Origin of the sequence: Lawsonibacter asaccharolyticus (genome assembly GCF_022453915.1) — a bacterium.
GTDB lineage: Bacteria > Bacillota > Clostridia > Oscillospirales > Oscillospiraceae > Lawsonibacter > Lawsonibacter asaccharolyticus.
Genome location: NZ_CP091870.1, coordinates 3,055,764 through 3,073,084 on the forward strand (window position 1 = coordinate 3,055,764; position 17,321 = coordinate 3,073,084).

At 64.6% G+C, this 17,321-nt stretch carries 16 protein-coding genes; 4 read left to right on the forward strand and 12 right to left on the reverse strand.

Annotated features, from left to right (window positions below):
• The first annotated feature begins 150 nt into the window (after window positions 1–150).
• The 3 genes from lspA (at window position 151) to L9O85_RS14795 (ending at window position 2,046) form a co-directional block, all read left to right on the forward strand.
• Entirely contained in the window at window positions 151–639 is a 489-nt protein-coding gene (gene lspA / locus L9O85_RS14785) for a signal peptidase II (protein WP_050623106.1), read from the forward strand.
• A complete protein-coding gene (locus tag L9O85_RS14790; protein WP_050623105.1) occupies window positions 614–1,528 on the forward strand; it encodes an RluA family pseudouridine synthase in 915 nt (304 codons plus the stop codon). The genes lspA and L9O85_RS14790 overlap by 26 nt, the downstream gene beginning before the upstream one ends.
• A gap of 83 nt (window positions 1,529–1,611) precedes the next feature.
• A complete protein-coding gene (locus tag L9O85_RS14795; protein WP_108980266.1) occupies window positions 1,612–2,046 on the forward strand; it encodes a hypothetical protein in 435 nt (144 codons plus the stop codon).
• A 66-nt stretch (window positions 2,047–2,112) separates the two neighbouring features.
• On the opposite strand, the gene L9O85_RS14800 is transcribed toward L9O85_RS14795, so the two are convergent.
• From L9O85_RS14800 to L9O85_RS14845, 10 genes are all read right to left on the reverse strand, one after another.
• A complete protein-coding gene (locus tag L9O85_RS14800; RefSeq protein ID WP_301579079.1) occupies window positions 2,113–3,099 on the reverse strand; it encodes an LCP family protein in 987 nt (328 codons plus the stop codon).
• A gap of 202 nt (window positions 3,100–3,301) precedes the next feature.
• On the reverse strand, window positions 3,302–4,351 hold the full coding sequence (locus tag L9O85_RS14805; RefSeq protein ID WP_301579080.1) for a hypothetical protein: 1,050 nt from the start codon (window positions 4,349–4,351) through the stop codon (window positions 3,302–3,304).
• A 17-nt stretch (window positions 4,352–4,368) separates the two neighbouring features.
• Window positions 4,369–5,277, reverse strand: a complete 909-nt coding sequence (locus L9O85_RS14810; RefSeq protein WP_301579082.1) for a hypothetical protein — start codon at window positions 5,275–5,277, stop codon at window positions 4,369–4,371.
• Window positions 5,274–5,750, reverse strand: coding sequence for an RNA polymerase sigma factor (locus tag L9O85_RS14815; RefSeq protein WP_301579084.1), 477 nt, complete (start codon window positions 5,748–5,750; stop codon window positions 5,274–5,276). The genes L9O85_RS14810 and L9O85_RS14815 overlap by 4 nt, the downstream gene beginning before the upstream one ends.
• Window positions 5,751–5,938: 188 nt before the next feature.
• The gene (locus L9O85_RS14820; protein ID WP_050623099.1) at window positions 5,939–6,931 is read right to left on the reverse strand and encodes a helix-turn-helix transcriptional regulator; all 993 of its coding nucleotides are present in this window, start codon (window positions 6,929–6,931) and stop codon (window positions 5,939–5,941) included.
• A 137-nt stretch (window positions 6,932–7,068) separates the two neighbouring features.
• The gene (gene mgtE / locus L9O85_RS14825) at window positions 7,069–8,439 is read right to left on the reverse strand and encodes a magnesium transporter (RefSeq protein ID WP_301579087.1); all 1,371 of its coding nucleotides are present in this window, start codon (window positions 8,437–8,439) and stop codon (window positions 7,069–7,071) included.
• A 433-nt stretch (window positions 8,440–8,872) separates the two neighbouring features.
• Window positions 8,873–9,985, reverse strand: a complete 1,113-nt coding sequence (locus L9O85_RS14830) for a DUF3048 domain-containing protein (protein WP_276757538.1) — start codon at window positions 9,983–9,985, stop codon at window positions 8,873–8,875.
• A 156-nt stretch (window positions 9,986–10,141) separates the two neighbouring features.
• Window positions 10,142–11,170, reverse strand: a complete 1,029-nt coding sequence (locus L9O85_RS14835) for a glycosyltransferase family 2 protein (protein WP_050623096.1) — start codon at window positions 11,168–11,170, stop codon at window positions 10,142–10,144.
• A 49-nt stretch (window positions 11,171–11,219) separates the two neighbouring features.
• The gene (gene glf, locus L9O85_RS14840; RefSeq protein ID WP_301579090.1) at window positions 11,220–12,389 is read right to left on the reverse strand and encodes a UDP-galactopyranose mutase; all 1,170 of its coding nucleotides are present in this window, start codon (window positions 12,387–12,389) and stop codon (window positions 11,220–11,222) included.
• Window positions 12,390–12,579: 190 nt separating this feature from the next.
• Window positions 12,580–13,182: a rubrerythrin family protein gene (locus L9O85_RS14845; RefSeq protein WP_050623094.1), complete on the reverse strand. Its 603-nt coding sequence runs from the start codon at window positions 13,180–13,182 to the stop codon at window positions 12,580–12,582.
• A 281-nt stretch (window positions 13,183–13,463) separates the two neighbouring features.
• On the opposite strand from L9O85_RS14845, the gene L9O85_RS14850 reads away from it, so the two are divergent.
• Window positions 13,464–14,912, forward strand: coding sequence for a nicotinate phosphoribosyltransferase (locus L9O85_RS14850; protein ID WP_301579093.1), 1,449 nt, complete (start codon window positions 13,464–13,466; stop codon window positions 14,910–14,912).
• A gap of 73 nt (window positions 14,913–14,985) precedes the next feature.
• Here L9O85_RS14850 and L9O85_RS14855 read toward each other — a convergent pair whose 3' ends face one another.
• On the reverse strand, window positions 14,986–16,725 hold the full coding sequence (locus L9O85_RS14855; RefSeq protein WP_301579095.1) for a M23/M56 family metallopeptidase: 1,740 nt from the start codon (window positions 16,723–16,725) through the stop codon (window positions 14,986–14,988).
• Complete coding sequence (locus L9O85_RS14860; RefSeq protein ID WP_108980254.1) at window positions 16,722–17,105, reverse strand: BlaI/MecI/CopY family transcriptional regulator; 384 nt, start codon at window positions 17,103–17,105, stop codon at window positions 16,722–16,724. Before L9O85_RS14860 ends, L9O85_RS14855 begins: the two co-directional genes overlap by 4 nt.
• Between the last annotated feature and the right edge of the window lie 216 nt (window positions 17,106–17,321).

Genomic DNA, 17,321 nt, shown 5'->3' on the forward strand with positions numbered 1-17,321 from the left:
TCATAGTCTGCCCCAAGAAGCAAGCGAAGCGCCGCCCCTGCGGCCCTTTCCAGCCGATTTTCCCCATTTCGCTGTTGTGCTCCCGGCCGCGAGGTGCTAAAATAAAACAAAAACTCCCGCTTTTCGGGAGCTGTCCAAAGGAGGACCACCATGCCCTACGCCGTGCTCGCCGCCGCCCTTGTCGCCTTGGACCAGCTGGTGAAATATCTGGTCAGCCACAACATCCCCCTGGGGGGCCATGTCCCCTTCCTCCCCCACCTGGTGGAGCTGACTTACTTTCAAAATACCGGCGCCGCTTTCTCCATGCTGGAGGAGCACACCTGGCTGCTCACCCTGATCTCCGCCGTCATGTCCGTGGTGCTGGGCGTGGCGGTGTGGAAGAAGTTCTTTGCCCACCCCTTCGGCCGCTGCGCCCTCACCCTGGTCCTGGCAGGCGCGGTGGGCAATCTGATCGACCGGGCGCTCCAGGGCTATGTAGTGGACATGTTCAACGTCCTTTTTATGGACTTCGCCATCTTCAATGTGGCCGATATCTGCGTGGTGGTGGGCGGGATCGCCGCCTGCGTCTATTACGTCTTTTTCTATGAGAAGCTGGAAGGAAAGGGGACCCTCCATGAGCACGCTGACGCGGACCGCTGACCGTCCCGGCGAGCGGGCGGACGCCTTCCTGGCCCGGGTGGTGCCTGACCTGACCCGTTCCGCCGCCCAGCGGCTGCTGGAGGCCGGCGCGGTTCGGCTGGCAGGCAGGCCGGTGCGGAAAAACTACCGCACCGCCCCCGGAGACGTGCTGGAGGTGGACATCCCCGCCCCCCAGCCGGTAGACCTGGTCCCCCAGGATATCCCCCTGGACATCGTGTACGAGGACGGGGACGTGATCGTGGTCAACAAGCCGGTGGGGATGGTGGTACACCCCGCCCCCGGCCATTCGGACGGCACGCTGGTCAATGCCCTGCTATATCACTGTGGAAATACCCTCTCTGGGATCAACGGTACCCTGCGCCCCGGCATCGTCCACCGCATCGACCGGGACACCAGCGGCCTGATCATCGCCGCGAAGAACGACCGGGCCCACCTGTCCCTGGCCGCCCAGCTCCAGGACCACAGCCTGTCCCGGGTCTATGAGGCGGTGGCGGTGGGCGGGCTGCGGGAGGATCGCGGCACCGTGGACGCCCCCATCGGCCGACACCCTGTGGACCGGAAGAGGATGGCCGTCGACCGGCAGAACGGCCGGGAGGCGGTGACCCACTGGCGGGTGCTGGCGCGCTACCCGGGCTTCACCCATGTGGAGTGCCGCCTGGAGACGGGACGGACCCACCAGATCCGGGTCCACCTGGCCTCCATCGGCCACCCTCTGCTGGGCGATGTGGTCTACGGCAGCAAAAAGCCGGTGCCCGGCCTGGCCGGCCAGTGCCTGCACGCCCGGCGGCTGCGGTTCACCCATCCCTCCACTGGACAGCTTGTGGAGCTGGAGTGTCCCCTCCCCGGCTGGTTCCAGGATGTGCTGGACCGGCTCTCCCGCCTGAATTGACTGCGCCTCCCCGGTCCTTCAGCCAGGGAGGCGTTTTTTTCACCTGCTCCCCATAGGCGGCATAGGATAGAGGGCTGTAAAACATGGTGGAAACGGGGGTGCCGGGCTTGGAGCAGACGGGATGGGACGCCCTGCGGGGCCAGCTGAACACCCTGGACACCTCTCTGCTGTTCCTGGCTCTCCTCACCGGGGCTACCGCCCTCTCCTGGGCCATCCTCTCCCGGCAGCGCGGAGCCCTTCTCTCCCTCCTCTCTGGAGAGGACATCCCGGAGCCGGACCTGATTCCGGCCCGGCTGGCCGTCTCCGCCCTGGTGGTTGGCTCCCTGAGCTACTTTTTTCTGCTGTCCCTGGAGACTCTCTGCACCGCTCGATCCCAGGGGGCGGCAGCCTGTGCCTCGGCCGGGCGCAATGCCCGTGCCTCCCTGCTGGTGCTGGCGGCTGCTCTGATCCGGCTGTATGACCTCAACATCCTCCGATGCACCGCTCCCGCCCTGGAGTCAGAAGAGCTCCCTGCCTAGCGGACCGCCGCAATAGAAAACACCGCGCCTCCTCGGCTCTGGGCCGGAGGGCGCGGTGTTCTCGTTTCAGTCGATGACAGTGCCGTTCCAGTAGTACTCCGCCTGGGGCAGATCCAGATCCTCCTCGGTCAGCGGCTGGTCGTAGGGGTTGACCAGCTCGTTCAGGGTGGGCAGGATGTCCTCCGCCTGGAAGACAAAGCAGTATTTGTATCCCCGGACCACGCCCTCGCCCCGGCCCTCCAGAGTGCCCTGGGTGATGCCGGTATCCAGGTCCACTCCCACTGCCTGGCTGGCGAAGTAGAGCATGTCGGTGGTGGACAGGTCTGTCTTGACATACTCCTGGAAGATCTCCACGAACTCCTGCACCTTGGTCAGGGAGTTCCAGGAGACCACTTTCTTGGCCAGGGCCACCAGCACCTGGCGCTGCATCTCCGCCCGGCCCACGTCGGTGTAACCGCTCCCGTCGTTGTTGTGGCGGAAGCGGACCACCTCCATGGCCTGCTGACCGTTCAGGTGGTGCTGGCCCTTGGTGTAGTGGATGTGCAGGTCCTGATAGGGGTCGTCATAGTTCATCTCCTCCGGGATATAGACGTCCACCCCCTCCAGCTCGTCCACCAGGGCCACGAATCCCTTCAGGTCCACATAGATGTAGTAGTCGATGGGGATGCCGAAGGTCTGCTCGATCTCCTCCTTCAGCACGTCCACCCCCGCCCCCGCGTAGGCTCCGTTGATCTTGGGGTCCTTTCTCCAGTCCCGGTTTACCGCCGTATCCCGGGGTATGGAGATCATCCCCACCTTCTGGTTGGCTACATCGTAGCTGACCACGATGATGGTGTCGGTGTTGGCGCTCTCCCTGTCCCGGCCCAGAAGGACGAAATTGTACACATCCTCCCGCCTCTGCCGTCCTGCGGGCTGCTCCTGTTCCACCGGCTCCGCCGCCTGGCTCCCGCTGCCGGCGGGGGGGGCCGGGTCGGGCTCCTGGGGGATCTCAGGCGGCCGGACCGTCAGGTTCCACACCGCGTACACCCCCACGATCACGGCGGATAAAGCCACCAGTATTCCGTAGAGCACCATTCCGATCCGAAAAAGCGGGCTGCGCTTTCGGCGCTTTCCTCCCCGCTGTGTCTGTATGCGTGCCAGAGCTGTTCCCCTCTTTCCTGTTTCGGCAATATACCTGTCCAGTATAACCAGTTCGCCTCGATTCGGCAAGAGGGACTTTTTCTCTTTTAAAAATTTTAAAAATTGGTTCCTTCCTTCAGGAGATCATCTCCGCCCCCACGGCATAGCTCCAGCCGTCCCCCTCCTGCCGGGCGGTGCAGTCATAGAAACAGTAGGCCCCCAGGCTGGAGCGGTATTTCTGGAGCGAAAAGGTGTGTCTCCCGTCCGCCTCGATGCTGTCCTCCACGGTGAGCAGCAGCCCGGCGGGGAACTCCTCAAAGCCGCTGTCCGGGTCCGCCCGGATCAGACCCTCCTCCGCCAGCTCCTCCAGGGTGCCCCGGCGGGTGTCCAGCCCAAGTTCGGCACCTAAGGTCTCCATGACCCCCTCCTGCTCCCGCTCCGTCAGGCCGGTGCAGCCGGTCCAGTCAAAGGCCAGCAGCTCCGCGCCGCTGTTCAGGCCCGGATCAGTCTCCCACAGGTCCCTCAAGGCCCGGCAGTACAGCTCCGCCAGGCCAGTCAGGGGCTCCGGCCGGGTCTGGGGTCGGGTGCGGAACACATAGCTGGCTGAGCCCACATCACCCCACTGGGCGCAGATCTCATACACGCAGTCCCCGTCCCCCGGGAGCAGAACGGTCCCGTTCTCTGCCTCCAGGGTCTCCGCCTGGTCCTCCCCCTCCTGGGTCCGCCCCACATATTCAGCGGGCCAGCGGCGGAGGGTCACCTGTGTGGGCTGGACCTCGAAGGCCAGCGTCAGCGCCGGGGCGAGGGAGGCCACCCCTCCCCCCTCTGTCTGTTCCGCCCCCGCGGGGATGCCGGTATAGAGGACCGGGTATTCCTGACTGTCCAGGGGGTGGAGGCCGCAGGCGATCCAGGTCTCCCCCTCCCCATCCGGTCCCGCTTTGCTCCAGCTGGCGTTCCCCGACCAGGACAGGGTGATCTGGTCCCAGCCGCAGGATACGGTGAGCGCCGGCGGCTCCGCCAGCTCTTCCAGGGCCTTCTCCCCATCGGAGAGGACCTGGGTCCCGGTGGTCTCCCCCGCTCCGCTGCTCTCTCCCCCCGCCGGGGCCTGCTCTGAAACGCAGGCCGGAGCGCAGGCAGCCAGCGCCAGCATCAACACCAGCGCCGCCGGAACGATCCATTTTTTCATCTCTCTCCGCTCCTTTCTTACGGCTCCGCCTCCAGCAGATGGTCCAGCGTCAGGGCGTCTCCTTCCCCCTGCAGAACGGCGGAGAGGAAGCTGTCACTCCATCGCGCGGCCTCCTCCCAGGGCTCCTCCGCCCCGGCAGACGCCCGGCCCTCAGTCTCCAGGACGACCCACATGTCTCCGGTCAGAAACTGGCTGTGACACAGCCCCTCTGCCCTGCCGTCTCCGTCCAGGTCCCCTGTCAGTCGCCAGGCAGTGACCTCTGTCCCGTTCACCTCCGTCACTGTCCCGCCGGGGACGGCCTCCCCTGGGGAGGGCAGGTCTCCCGGAGCCAGGGTGAGGGCAAAAGAGGTCTGCGCCTCCTCCCCGACTCCGCCCCCCCGTACCGTGACCCGGAGCAGGGCCCCCGAAGCGTCATACAGGGCCTCTCCCCCCAGCTGGCCGCAGTCCCAGCCCAGCTCCCGAAGCAGATCCTCCCGAAAGAGGGCGGTCAGCTCCTCTGGAGTCAGCGCCCGGCTCCGTGTCTCCGCTGCCGGGGCCTGGTCTGTCAAGGCTGCCCCCAGGCCCTCCTCCCCCCGGTACAGCGTCCCAATGTCCGGGTAGTTCACCGCCCACACAGGGGGCGAGAGCTGCTTTTCATCCTCCTCCAGGGCCTCGGAGCTCCCCTGGTGCGCGGCCCCGCTCTGGGCGGACTGCATCCCGGCACTGTCCATGCTGTAAGCCTGGGCGGCCCCATCCGGCTGCCGGACGCCGCCGACCCAGGCCAGTCCTGCTGCCAGCACACAGCAGGCAGCCAGTATTCCCCACCGGTACCGGTGGGGAGCCCGCCCCGCAGGGGCGGGCCCGTCACCCTCCGCCAGCGCTGTCAGCTGGGCGTGGAGCGACGGGGATACCCCCTGCCGGTCCATATACTTTTTGTATTGATTCATTTTGTTTCTCCTTTTAGCAATCGCCTGAGCCGGGACCGGGCCCGGGAGAGCCGGGACCGGACGGTCCCCTCCGCCTGTCCTGTGAGCCGGGCGATCTCTCCGGTGGAGAGTCCCTCGTAGTAAAACAGATGGATGACAGCCCGGTCAGCCGGCGGGAGGGAAAAGATCTCCTCCAGCTCCTGCCGCTCCTCCGGCTCTGGGGCGGGGAGGGACTCCCACAGGGGGACGCTTCGCCGCCGCCAGGCGGCCCGCAGCCGGTCCCGGCACCCGTTCACCAGCACCCGCATCAGCCAGGCGGGAGGACTGTCCAACTCCGCCGGAGCCTTTTCCAGAAATTTTAAAAAGGTGTCCTGCACCGCGTCCTCCGCCTCCTGGGCGTCCCCAAGGATGGCCAGCGCCGCCCGGTACAGGCGGTCCTCATTCTCTTTCACCAGCGTCTCCCAATCCACCGGCCGGTTGGATATCTGAGACATCCCCTGCTCCCCCCTTTCTATCCCTTCAGACGGATGAGCCCGCCCTTTTGCTGCACGGAACGGAAAATTTTCTGCCTGCTGTCTCTGCTCCTTTAGACGTCCGCGCTCCCAAAAAGTTCCGCCCCCCCTGCCGGGGGCAAAAAAACGGGGGCCCGGTCTCCCGGCCCCCCGTCCCTGTTCCGCTCTCCTCACCCCTGTCCGGACGCCCCGCCCTCCAGGCGCTCCACCGGCCTGACGTATTTGAAGCACCGCCCGGGGTCATAGTAAAAATACATCAGCCGCCCGGGGGTGAGATCCAGGCGGCAGCCAGCCCCGGTGTAGTCGAAGCCGGCCATGGCGGCCTCGATCCGCTCTTCCACGACACGGTTCTCTCCCTCGTAGTCAAAGGGCCCATGCTCGAACACCACGTACTCCCCCTCCGGCACGTCCATCAGCCGCAGCTGGGGCGGCACCCCGCCCCCGTAATCCGAGGGGAGCCTCACCCCCCAGCACTCGGTCCGGGGGATCCCCCAGCCGCACAAACGGCCTTTCGGGTCGTTCCGGTAGGCCATGATCTGGCCACTCCCGCAGTTGGCCTCGCTCCCGCCGCTGTCGTCCAGCTTTCCCTTGATGCTGTCCAGCAGGCCGCAGACGGTGTCGTAGTCCTGCCCCGGGATCTCGGCCTGTCTCTGCCAGAAGTCCCAGTAGCCGTTGCTCTCCCGGTCCTCCAGATACAGGAATTTGTGGGCAGGGATGGTGACAAAGTAGATCTTCACCCCCTGGCAGGAGCCGATCATGCCTATCTCCTCCGTACCGAAAAAGTACCGGTCAATGGGGCGCAGCTTGGTACGCAGCACCACGGGCCTGGGGTTGCGCCGGTACTCCCCCGGGGGCACGCCATAGGCTCGCCGGAAGGCCCGGGTGAACGCCTCTTGGGAGGAAAAGCCATACGCCAGCGCAATGTCCAGCAGGCTTTTCTCGCTGTCCCGCACCTCCTTCAGGGCAAAGGCCAGCCTCCTGCCCCGCAGATAATCCCGAAGCCGCATGCCCGAGATCTCCCCGAACTTTCTGGTGGTATAAGATTCTGAGTAGCCCAGCCTGCGGGACAGGGCCTGCAGGGTCAGCGCCTCGCTGTCCTGCTGCCGGATACACCGGTCTATCTCGTCCACGATGCTCTGGATCTGCCGCTCCCACTGATACATTTCCACCGCTCCTTCCATTAATGTGTCTTCCCCCTTATGATACCCCATTTCCTCCGCCGCCGCTTGATCCCAGCTGCTCAGTTCCCCTTCCCAGATATAAAAATCCCCGCCGGTCAGAAGGCCGGCAGGGAGCGCACTTACAGGGGCAGGATCCAGGTGGCGAAGAAGAAATAGATCAGCAGGGAGAGTGCGTCCACAATGGTGGTGATGAAGGGGGAGGCCATCACCGCCGGGTCGATGCCCAGCTTCTCCGCCGCCATGGGCAGAGTGCAGCCCACTACCTTGGCGCACAGCACGGTAAAGACCAGGGTCAGGCAGACCACCAGGGCCACCAGGGGGGTGACCTCCGGGTTGTGCATCAGCCACCGGTCTACCACCATCATCTTGACGAAGTTGGCGGCAGCCAGGCACACGCCGCACAGCACCGCCACACGGATCTCTTTCCACACCACGGCCACCAGGTCGGAGAAGTCGATCTCATCCAGGGACAGGGCGCGGATCACCGCCACCGACGACTGGGAGCCGGAGTTCCCGCCGGTGCCCGAGAGCATGGGGATGAAGGAGGTGAGCACCACACAGGCCGCCAGGGCGCTCTCAAAGCTGGTGATGATGATGCCGGTGAAGGTGGCGGAGAGCATCAGCAGCATCAGCCAGGGGATGCGGGAGCGCCAGGTCTCCAGCACGCTGGTCTTCAGGTAGGGCTTATCTGAGGGCAGGATGGCCGCCATCTTCTCGAAGTCCTCGGTGGTCTCCTCCTCAATGACGTCCATGGCGTCGTCAAAGGTGACGATACCCACCAGCCGGTTGTCGCCGTCCACCACCGGGATGGCGGACAGGTCGTACTTGTTCAGCAGCTGGGCCACGTCCTCCTTGTCCTCATGGGTGTTGACCGAGAGGACGTTAGTCTCCATGATGTCCCGGATGCAGGTCTCATAGGAGGACAGCAGCATCCGCCGCACCGTGACCACCCCCAGCAGCACCCGGTTCTGGGTGACATAGCAGGTGTAGATGGTCTCCTTGTCAATGCCCACGCTGCGGATGCGGGCAAAGGACTCCTCCACCGTGGCGTCTGGATGGAGAAAGACGAACTCCGTGGTCATGATGGAGCCGGCGGAGTCCTTGGGATAGTTCAGCAGCTGGTTGATCTGGCTGCGGGTGGAGGCGTCGGTGTTGCGCAGGATCCTGGAGACCACGTTGGCAGGCATGTCCTCGATGATGTCCACCGTGTCATCCAGGTACAGCTCGTCCAGCACCTCCCGCAGCTCCCTGTCGCTGAGGGCCCCGATCAGCTTCTCCTGGTCCTCGGTGTTCTCCAGGTAGGTGAACACCTCCGCCGCCGTGTCCTTGGGCAGCAGGCGGAAGACCAGGATCTCCTGCTCCACGTCCAGCTCGTCCAGGAACTCGGCGATGTCCACCTCGTTCATCTGGGACAGCAGCTCCTTCAGGCTGCGGAACTTCCGCTGTTCCACCAGCTCCAGCAGCAGGTCCAGGTCATAGTTTTCGTGCATGCGTTATTTCCCCCTTTTGTTCATCGCTTGGAACAATTCGGGACGCAAAAAGGCCACAAGGGCGACGGACATCTGGAAAACGGCAGGCTGGGCGGAGCCCCGCTTTCGGCTCCTGCCGTCTTTCAGATGCACTTCGACCCTGTGGCCGCACACGAAAGGGGCGGGGGCTTCCCATCCCCCGATCTGTTCAGATACCGGCGGCGCGGCGGGACCGCAGCAGGCCCCTGTTCTGCGCCGCCCCCCGTTCGTGACAGCGGTCGTCCCGATCCCGATGGCGACTTCGGCCTTCCATGCGTTCCCACATCCTCTCCCGGCATATGCTCAGGGGGCTCCCCCTTCTGCCTGTATGGGTCCCCGTCCGCTCCGGGCGGTGACCTGTATCTATCTCTCAGTATAGCATTCCCATCCGCATTTTTTCAAGTAAAATCTTTGCTCATCCGGCCTCCTCCGGGCTTTTTGCCGCCCAAGTCACCTCCGTGCCGGTCTTGACGATGTTGATGTAGCTGTGGCCCACGCCCAGAGCCGCTGGCTGGCCGTCCTCCCGATAGAAGGAGAGCCGGTCGCTCTCTCCCTCCCGCTCCCAAGTGATGGGCCAGGCCAGGCCGTCCCGCACCAGCAGTCCGCCTCCGCTGCCGGTAGTGCGCACCTTCAGCCGGCCCGCGCTGTCCCCTGAGAGCTGGGACACATCGGTATAGAGCACCAGCACGTTTTTCACCGCCACCTGCTCTCCGGTGTTCCCGTCCACATAGGGCTCGCCGTACTCCTCCACCAGATACAGCCCGCTGTCCGGGTCGTATTCAAACACGCCGGTCTTATAGGTGGAGAAGGGGACGGTGAGGATCTCCGCCGCCTCTCCTCCGGCCTCCGGACCCTCCTGGAAGGTCCAGCCCACCTGGAACCCCTCCTCGTGGTCCAGACGCACCCGCTGGTAGGTGGGCAGCAGCTCCTGGATGGTCTCGCTGGAGGTGAGCACTGAGTGCTCCAGGCCGGCGCTCCGCCGGCGCTCCTGGTCCCGCCAGAACAGGGTGCCCTCATAGGGGCCGTTGACGCAGTCCAGGGCAGTGACGCCCCGGCTCTTGATGAACTCATATGCCTGGGGGCTGCCCCCGGCGTGGAGGTAGACCGCATCGTGTCCATAGGCCAGGGAGGCATAGTAGTCCCGGGCGGAGCGGACCGTTCCGATCTCTCCCGCCCCCGCCACATCCTGGAACACGGCCATCATTCGGGTGATGCCCCCCTCCGCCAGGATCTCATAGATCACATCCGCCTGGGATACCCCCACCTGGGGCAGTGCCTTCTTCAGGTTATTGAGCATGACAGCGATGGGCCGCCGGGCGCCCACATCCACCTCGCAGCCCTCGCCGGTGAGGGGGTTGGTGTAGGGCAGGACGGGCTCCGGTTCGGGCTCCGGCTGGGGCGCCAGGACCGACACCGCGGGCTCGTTGGGGCCCTCGGGCTCGCTGGCAGCCCCCTTCCCGCCGCAGGCGGGCAGCGTCAGGACCAGGAGCAGGCAGGTCAGCAGGCAGGCCAGACGTTTGGTGGGCATCTCAGATCTCCCCCTCTTGCTTTCTTTCCTTTATCATACCCGCCCCAGGGGCGGGTGTCAATCTCATGCGTGTCGATGGAGGGGGAAAACTTGCCGGCGGGGGCCAAAAATACACAGCGGGCCGCCAAAAGGGCGGCCCGCTGTCAAACTGGGCGTTCAGTTGAACTTATAGATCTTCCGAGCCAGCCGGTAGAGGCCCACCGAAAGCCGCCGGCCCTGATAACCCGGGAAATTGGTAAAGGCGGAGACGGCCCGGTACTTCATCTTGTGATAGATCCCGGTGTCCACCGTCCGCAGATATTCCCACAGCTGGGTCTTCTTCCCCAGGCACTCGGGGGTGTCGGCGATGGTGAGGAAGATGGAGGAGATGGCCATCATCATAGCCAGATAATTGAACATGTACCGCCCCAGCTTGGGCTGCTCTGCAGTGAGGACCCGCAGGTCGTGGGAGTCGATCATCTGATAGGTGACCCGCAGCTGCTGGTCCACCCGGCCCACCATCACCGTCTCGTTGACGGACTGGTCCGCCCGGCCGATGAAGTAGCGGTACAGGTCCACATCCAGATAGTAGATGTTCCGCACCGAGGGCAGGGGCTGATACACGAAGATGTTGTCCACATAGAAGGTGTGCTTGGGCAGCTCCAGCCCGCAGTCCCGCAGCAGCTGGGTGCGGTAGATCACCGAATGCATCAGCAGATACTGGGAGGGGCGGAAGCGCCCGATCTGCTCCCAGCCGAATACCCGGTTGCGGGGAAACACATTGCGGTAGTGCATCACCCGCTGGGTGTTGTCCTCCACATGCTCATAGACGTAGTTGCACACCAGCATATCCACCAGCTTGCCGTCCCGCACGAACTGACGCAGCTTGTCCAGGGCCTTCTTCAGAGCGGGCACGTCCACCCAGTCATCGGAGTCCACCACCTTGTAGTAGACGCCCCGGGCGTTCCGGATACCCTGATTGACTCCCTCGCCGTGGCCGCCGTTCTCCTGGTGGATGGCCCGGACGATATCGGGGTACTGCTGGGCATAGCGGTCGCAGATGGCGGGGGTGTCGTCTTTGGTGGAGCCGTCGTCCACCAGAATGATCTCGATGTCGTCGCCCCCCTGGAGCAGCGTCTCCACACAGTGGTCCATATAGGCCGCCGAGTTGTAGCAGGGGACGGCAAAGGTGATCAGCTTATCCATACTTCTTTCTCCTGTCTGTCAGGTTTTGGGCGCGGTCCGGGCCGCAGGGTCAGATCAGCTGTCCGGCCAGCTCCAGCGCCCGGGCCACGATGGCGTCCATGTTGTAGTATTTATATTCCGCCAGGCGGCCCAGCAGGTGCAGGTTGGGGAACCGTTCTGCCAGCGCCCGATATCGGGCATACAGTGCGTTGTTCTCCCCATTGATGATGGCGTAATAGGGCGTCTCCTCCGGCGCGCCGGTGTAGGCCCGGGAGAACTCCTTCACGATAGTGGTCCTGCCCTCCAGCTCCTGGCCCGTCATGTGCTTGAATTCGGTGATGCGGGTGTAGGGCTGGTCCACGGTGTAGTTCACTGTGCCCCGGCTCTGGAACCAGGTCTGGTCCAGGGTCTCGAACCGGAAGTCCAGGGTGCGGTAGGGCAGGGGGCCGAAGCGGCGGCCGAACAGCTCATCCGCCGCGCCGGTGTAGACCACCGGCCCCTGGAACGGGACGCCGTCCACCGTCAGCACGTCCCCGTCCAGTCCCAGGCGGGGGATGGCGTCCTCCCCCAGCCGGACAGTAATGTTGGGGTGGTCCAGCATGGCCTCAAAGAGGGGGGTGTAGCCCTTCAGGGGCATGCCCTGATACTCGTCCTGGAAATAGCGGTCGTCCTCCGACAGGAAGACAGGCACCCGGGCAGTAGTGTTGGGATCGATCTGATCCGGGGTCTGGCCCCACTGCTTCATGGTGTAGTGGACGAACACGTGCTCATAGACGTAGTCGGCCACCTTGGCCAGCTCCGGGTCCTGATTCTGGCGCAGCTCCAGGATGGTGACCTTCTTCTCTGCGCCGTAGGCGGCGATCAGCTTCTCCCCCAGACGCTTCCCCTCCTCGCGCCCGAAAGCCTTCCGCAGGGAGGTCAGGTTGAAGGGCACCGGCATCTGCATCCGGCCGCCGTCCGGGGCCGGCAGGTCGGCCACCACCCGGTGCTGGTAGTCCCGCCACCGGGTGAAGCGGCACAGATAGCGGAATACCGCCTCGTCATTGGTGTGGAAAATATGGGGGCCGTACTGGTGGATCAGCACGCCCGCCTCATCCAGCCGGTCATAGGCGTTGCCGCCGATGTGGTCCCGGCGCTCCAGCACCAGGACCCGCTTTCCGCCCCGCTCAGCCAGCTCCCGGGCACACACCGCGCCGGCATAGCCCGCACCCACCACCAGGGCGTCAAAATTCAATTCCAAGGGGTCTCCCACCTTTTTCTGTTTTTTGGGGACAACGCCCCATGCCGGGACAGTATATCATAAATTTCCCTGAAAGGAAATAAAGAATCGATTAAATCTCCCGCTTTCCCGGTCCTCCGCCTTCAAAAAGGAGCTCCGCGGTCCCAACAGACCGCGGAGCTCCTCTTCTTGTCATGTCCACCCTGCCGTTTTAGTGGAAGGGCACCATCTCCATGCGCACGAAATAGCCCTGAGGGTGGTGGCACACGGGGCAGCTGGCAGGGGCCATGGTGGACTCCACCACATAGCCGCAGTTCAGACACATCCACTGACAGGTCACGGAGGAGACGAACAGCTCCTCCCGCTCCAGCAGATCGGCGAAGCGGCCGAACCGCTCGCCGTGGATGCGCTCGATGCCTGCAATGGAGTCGAACAGCTTAGCCACCAGGGGGAAGCCCTCCTCGCTGGCTGTCTTGGCGAAGTGGGCGTAGTCGTGCTCCCACTCCTGGAACTCATTGTGCTGGGCCGCCCGCAGGTGGGAGAGCAGGTCGGGATACAGGTCCACCGGATAGGTACCGTCCGCCCGGATGGTCTGGCCGGACAGGTCCGCCAGCTGCCGGTAAAACTGCTTGGCGTGGGTCAGCTCCTGGTCTGCGGTGAACAGAAAGACCTGCTGGACCACGTACAGGTTTTTCTCTCTGGCCATACCGGCGGCGATGGTATAGCGGTTCCGGGCCTGGCTCTCCCCCGCGAAGGCCCGCATCAGGTTGATGTGGGTCTCACTGCGGGCGAAGGTCTCTGCTTTGTTTGGCATGAGATTACCTCCTTTTCTGAACTGGTTCCCGTTCAGTATGCCCGCGGGGGAAACTCCTTATTCCAGTATCAGGAAGAGCCTCCCTGTCCGACATGGCATCTGCCGCACCACCTTCCGGGGGAGGTTTGGAGAGATATCCCCCCGCTGAAGCCGGGCCCCGCGCCCTTTTCCCTTGCCTTTTCCCTCTTTTCCAGGTATAATAATGAAAATACACACGGGTGTTGACACCCGCGGGGGCGGGAGCGGAGCATCCCCTCCCCGAAGAGGAGGCATCCCCAGGGATGAAAGAAAAGACAAATCTGACCATGCTGTGCGACTTCTATGAGCTCACCATGGGCAACGGGTACTTCCAGACCGGACTGGGCGAGCGCATCTGCTACTTTGACGTGTTCTTCCGCTCGGTCCCGGACCGGGGAGGCTTTGCTATAGCGGCGGGGCTGGCCCAGGTCATCGAGTATATCCAGAAGCTGCGCTTTGACGAGGAGGACATCGCCTACCTCCGCTCCAAGGGCTGCTTTGCCGAGCCCTTCCTGGACTATCTGCGCCAGTTCCGTTTCACCGGCGACATCTGGGCCGTGCCGGAGGGCACCCCCATCTTCCCCGGGGAGCCCATCCTCACCGTGCGGGCCCCGGCCATCCAGGCCCAGTTCATCGAGACCTTCGTGCTGCTGTGCCTGAACCACCAGAGCCTCATCGCTACCAAGTCCAACCGCATCGTCCGGGCGGCGGAGGGCCGTCCGGTGGCCGAGTTCGGCTCCCGCCGGGCCCAGGGGGCGGAGGGAGCCATCCTGGGCGCCCGGGCCTCCTACATCGCTGGCTGCTCCGCCACCGCCTGCACCATGGCCGATCAGCACTACGGCTCCCCCGCCACCGGCACCATGGCCCACTCCTGGGTGCAGATGTTCCCCGACGAGTACACCGCCTTCAAGACCTACTGCCAGCTCTACCCCAACAATGCCACCCTGCTGGTGGACACCTACAATGTACTGCGCTCCGGCGTGCCCAACGCCATCCGTGCCTTCAAGGAGGTGCTGGAGCCCCTGGGCGTCACCAAGTGCGGCATCCGGCTGGACTCCGGCGACCTGACCTATCTGTCCCGGAAAGCACGGGAGATGCTGGACGAGGCCGGCCTCACTGGCTGCAAGATCGTGGCCTCCAACGCCCTGGACGAGTACATTATCCGGGATCTGATCCGCCAGGGAGCCCGCATCGATTCCTTCGGGGTGGGCGAGCGGCTCATCACCTCCCGCTCCGAGCCCGTCTTCGGCGGCGTGTATAAGCTGTCCGCCATCGAGGATGACCAGGGGCACATCCTCCCCAAGATCAAGATCAGCGAAAACCCCGCCAAGATCACCACCCCCCATTTCAAGAAGGTGTACCGCATCTTCTCCCGGGACACCGGCAAGGCGGAGGCCGACCTGATCTGCGTCCACGACGAGGAGATCGACTTCACCCATCCCCTGGAGCTCTTTGACCCGGCCGCCACCTGGAAGCGGAAGGTGTACACCAACATCGAGGCCCGGGAGCTGCTGGTCCCTATCTTCCGGGGAGGCGAGCTGGTCTATCAGGTGCCGGAGCTCCAGACCAGCCGGGCCTACTGCCAGCGGCAGGTGGACGCCCTGTGGGATGAGGTCAAGCGCTTTGAGAACCCTCACAATTACTACGTGGACCTGTCCCAGAAGCTGTGGGACATCAAGCAGTCCCTGCTCACCAGCCACGAGATGGCATAAGAGGACCCCCGGCGGCGGGAGCTTCCCGCCGCCGGGGGTTTTTTGCGCCTTTTGGGGAATGAGGAGCCCCCTGTCACCTGCCGGTCACAGACAGCTCCAGGCCCGGATAGGCGGCCGCCGGGTCCGTGGGGACGCCGTTCTCCGCCAGCTCCAGGTGCAGGTGGGGGCCGGTGGCCCTCCCGGTGGCGCCCACATAGCCGATGACCTCCCCCTGCTCCACCGTCTCCCCCGTCACTGCCGTGATTTGGGAGAGCTGGCCGTAGGTGGTGGTCCAGCCGCCCCCGTGGGCCAGGATCACCCGGTCACCCAGTCTGCCCTCCCCGTCCCAGCCCGCCGCTTCCACCGTGCCGGAGGCGGCGGCCAGCACCGGCGTCCCCTCCGGAGCCGGGATGTCGATGCCGGTATGGTCTGTCCTCTGTCCGGTCACAGGGTGGACCCGGCCGCCGAACAGGGCGGACAGGGTATGATACCCCTCCACCGGCCAGAGCCAGCCGCTCCCGGCGCCCTGGGGCTGTGACGCCAGGGCCAGCAGGTCCGCCTCCCCGTCCCAACTGTCCTCCCCTCGGACCAGAGATATGTGGAGGGTCAGTTGGGTGTAATATCCCTCTCCCTCCGCCTGCCGCAGCCTAGGCTTTATTGGGATCTCATAGGAGCGCCGCGGTTCCCAGACGCCCGGCGTGTCCAGGTGGACGCTCATGGAGACCTGGTCCGCCGCCACGTAGCGGCCGGAGATCTGCACCCTCCAGTCCTCTCCCTCCTCCAGCTCGGGCAGAGTGAAGCGCACCTGGCTCCCTTCTTCGTTGAGGGCCACGCTCTCCGTCACCTGCTGGAGCCGTGCCGCCGCCTCCTGGGGAAGGTCCTGGGCCCCGGCGGCGGAAGAGGGCCCCCAGGCCACCGCGCCGCCGCAGAGCAGTGCGGCGCACACCACAGCCGCCACTAGAGCGGTCCCCTTCTTTTTTTGTAAAAACAGGTTCATGATCCTTCCTTTCATCTCCGTGCCCCCCAGCCGGGTAGTTAGGGCCGCGGTCACGCCCCCTGACGATGCCTGCAGGAGCACCTGTCCATAGCGGCGGCGGAAGCCGCTGTCCTGTCCCTCCACCACCGCCTCGTCACAGTACAATTCCAGATCCCGGCCCGCTTGTCCGGCCATCCGCCACACCAGGGGGTTGAACCAGTGGACCGCGTTTGCCAGCAGCATGACTCCCTTGTACCACAGGTCCCTCCGCCGGATATGGCAGAGCTCATGGCGCAGGATCAGGGGCAGGTCCGCCTCCGGCACCTCCGGCGGCAGCACGATCACCGGGCGCAGCAGGCCCAGGGTCATGGGGGTGTCCACCCCGGCTCGCAACACCGGCACGGTCCCACCCAGGGCCTCCAGCGCCGCCTGGTCTCCCGCCCGCGCCTGGCTGCCCTCTAGGATCTTTCTTCGGGCCCGCAGGTAGCCCCCGCCCTCCACGCCGAGGAAGAGGACCGCCCCCGCCGCCCAGAGCCAGGAGAGCGCCTCGGTCAGTTCGGCGGCGCCTCCCGCTCCGCCTGCCTGCGGTCCCCGGACGGACGCGGGACCCGAGATCCCCGGAAGGGGGACGAGTGTTTCCTCCGCCGCCGGCGCAGGGACCACCTGGGACAAAGCGGTCCCCACCGGGACCGGGACGGGCAGGGGGATCAGCAGGCGCAGGGCCAGCACCAGCCACAGCAGGTAGCAGCTCCCTGCCCGGTAGCGCCTGCGGATGGCGCCGCTCAGCCCCAGCAGCGGGAGCAGGAGCAGGGAGGTGGCGAGGGAGACCCAGACCACCCGCTCCACCAGCGCCGTCATGTCTCCTCTCCCCCGCTCAGGCGGTCCAGCAGTGCCTGGAGCTCCTCCAGCTCCGCCGGTTCCACCCTCTTTCCGTCGTAGAGCGCCGCCGCGAACCGGGAGATGGAACTGCCGTAGAGCTTTTTCAGAAAGCTCTCTCCCTCGCTGCGTTGATAGTCCTCCCGGGCCACCATTGCTGTATAGGTGTTTACCTTACCAGTTTTTTTGCAGGATAGAAAGCCCTTCTCCTCCAGCCGCTTCAGATAACTGTGCAGGGCACTGGCCGTGAGCGGGCGCTCCAGCCCCTCCAGAATGGCTGGGGCGGACACTGGGCCCCCCGCCCCCCATACCACCAGCATAATGTCCAGCTCCGACTCCGGCAGATGACGGTTCTCCCCCATCTGGTCCCCTCCTTTTTTGCAAATGCAGAATATTCTGTGTCTATATTTTACATTTGCAGAAAATATTTGTCAAGGCATTTTTGCATTTGCAAACAATTTTATTTTAAAGCACGGCGGCCGGCAGTCAACACATCTCATCCAGAGATGCCTGACGCCGGCCGCCGTGCTGCTATTTCAATAATCCTCTTTGTACTTTAATAGCCTTTCAATTACAAT

Coding starts and splice junctions, on each gene's coding strand:
- L9O85_RS14805 (WP_301579080.1), bottom strand. CDS start 4,351: ATGAAAAAATGGATCGTTCCGGCGGCGCTGGTGTTGATGCTGGCGCTG.
- L9O85_RS14815 (WP_301579084.1), bottom strand. CDS start 5,750: ATGTCTCAGATATCCAACCGGCCGGTGGATTGGGAGACGCTGGTGAAA.
- L9O85_RS14850 (WP_301579093.1), top strand. CDS start 13,464: ATGAAAGAAAAGACAAATCTGACCATGCTGTGCGACTTCTATGAGCTC.
- L9O85_RS14855 (WP_301579095.1), bottom strand. CDS start 16,725: ATGACGGCGCTGGTGGAGCGGGTGGTCTGGGTCTCCCTCGCCACCTCC.
- L9O85_RS14795 (WP_108980266.1), top strand. CDS start 1,612: ATGGTGGAAACGGGGGTGCCGGGCTTGGAGCAGACGGGATGGGACGCC.
- L9O85_RS14790 (WP_050623105.1), top strand. CDS start 614: ATGAGCACGCTGACGCGGACCGCTGACCGTCCCGGCGAGCGGGCGGAC.
- mgtE (WP_301579087.1), bottom strand. CDS start 8,439: ATGCACGAAAACTATGACCTGGACCTGCTGCTGGAGCTGGTGGAACAG.
- L9O85_RS14820 (WP_050623099.1), bottom strand. CDS start 6,931: ATGTATCAGTGGGAGCGGCAGATCCAGAGCATCGTGGACGAGATAGAC.
- L9O85_RS14845 (WP_050623094.1), bottom strand. CDS start 13,182: ATGCCAAACAAAGCAGAGACCTTCGCCCGCAGTGAGACCCACATCAAC.
- L9O85_RS14835 (WP_050623096.1), bottom strand. CDS start 11,170: ATGGATAAGCTGATCACCTTTGCCGTCCCCTGCTACAACTCGGCGGCC.
- L9O85_RS14810 (WP_301579082.1), bottom strand. CDS start 5,277: ATGAATCAATACAAAAAGTATATGGACCGGCAGGGGGTATCCCCGTCG.
- L9O85_RS14830 (WP_276757538.1), bottom strand. CDS start 9,985: ATGCCCACCAAACGTCTGGCCTGCCTGCTGACCTGCCTGCTCCTGGTC.
- lspA (WP_050623106.1), top strand. CDS start 151: ATGCCCTACGCCGTGCTCGCCGCCGCCCTTGTCGCCTTGGACCAGCTG.
- L9O85_RS14860 (WP_108980254.1), bottom strand. CDS start 17,105: ATGGGGGAGAACCGTCATCTGCCGGAGTCGGAGCTGGACATTATGCTG.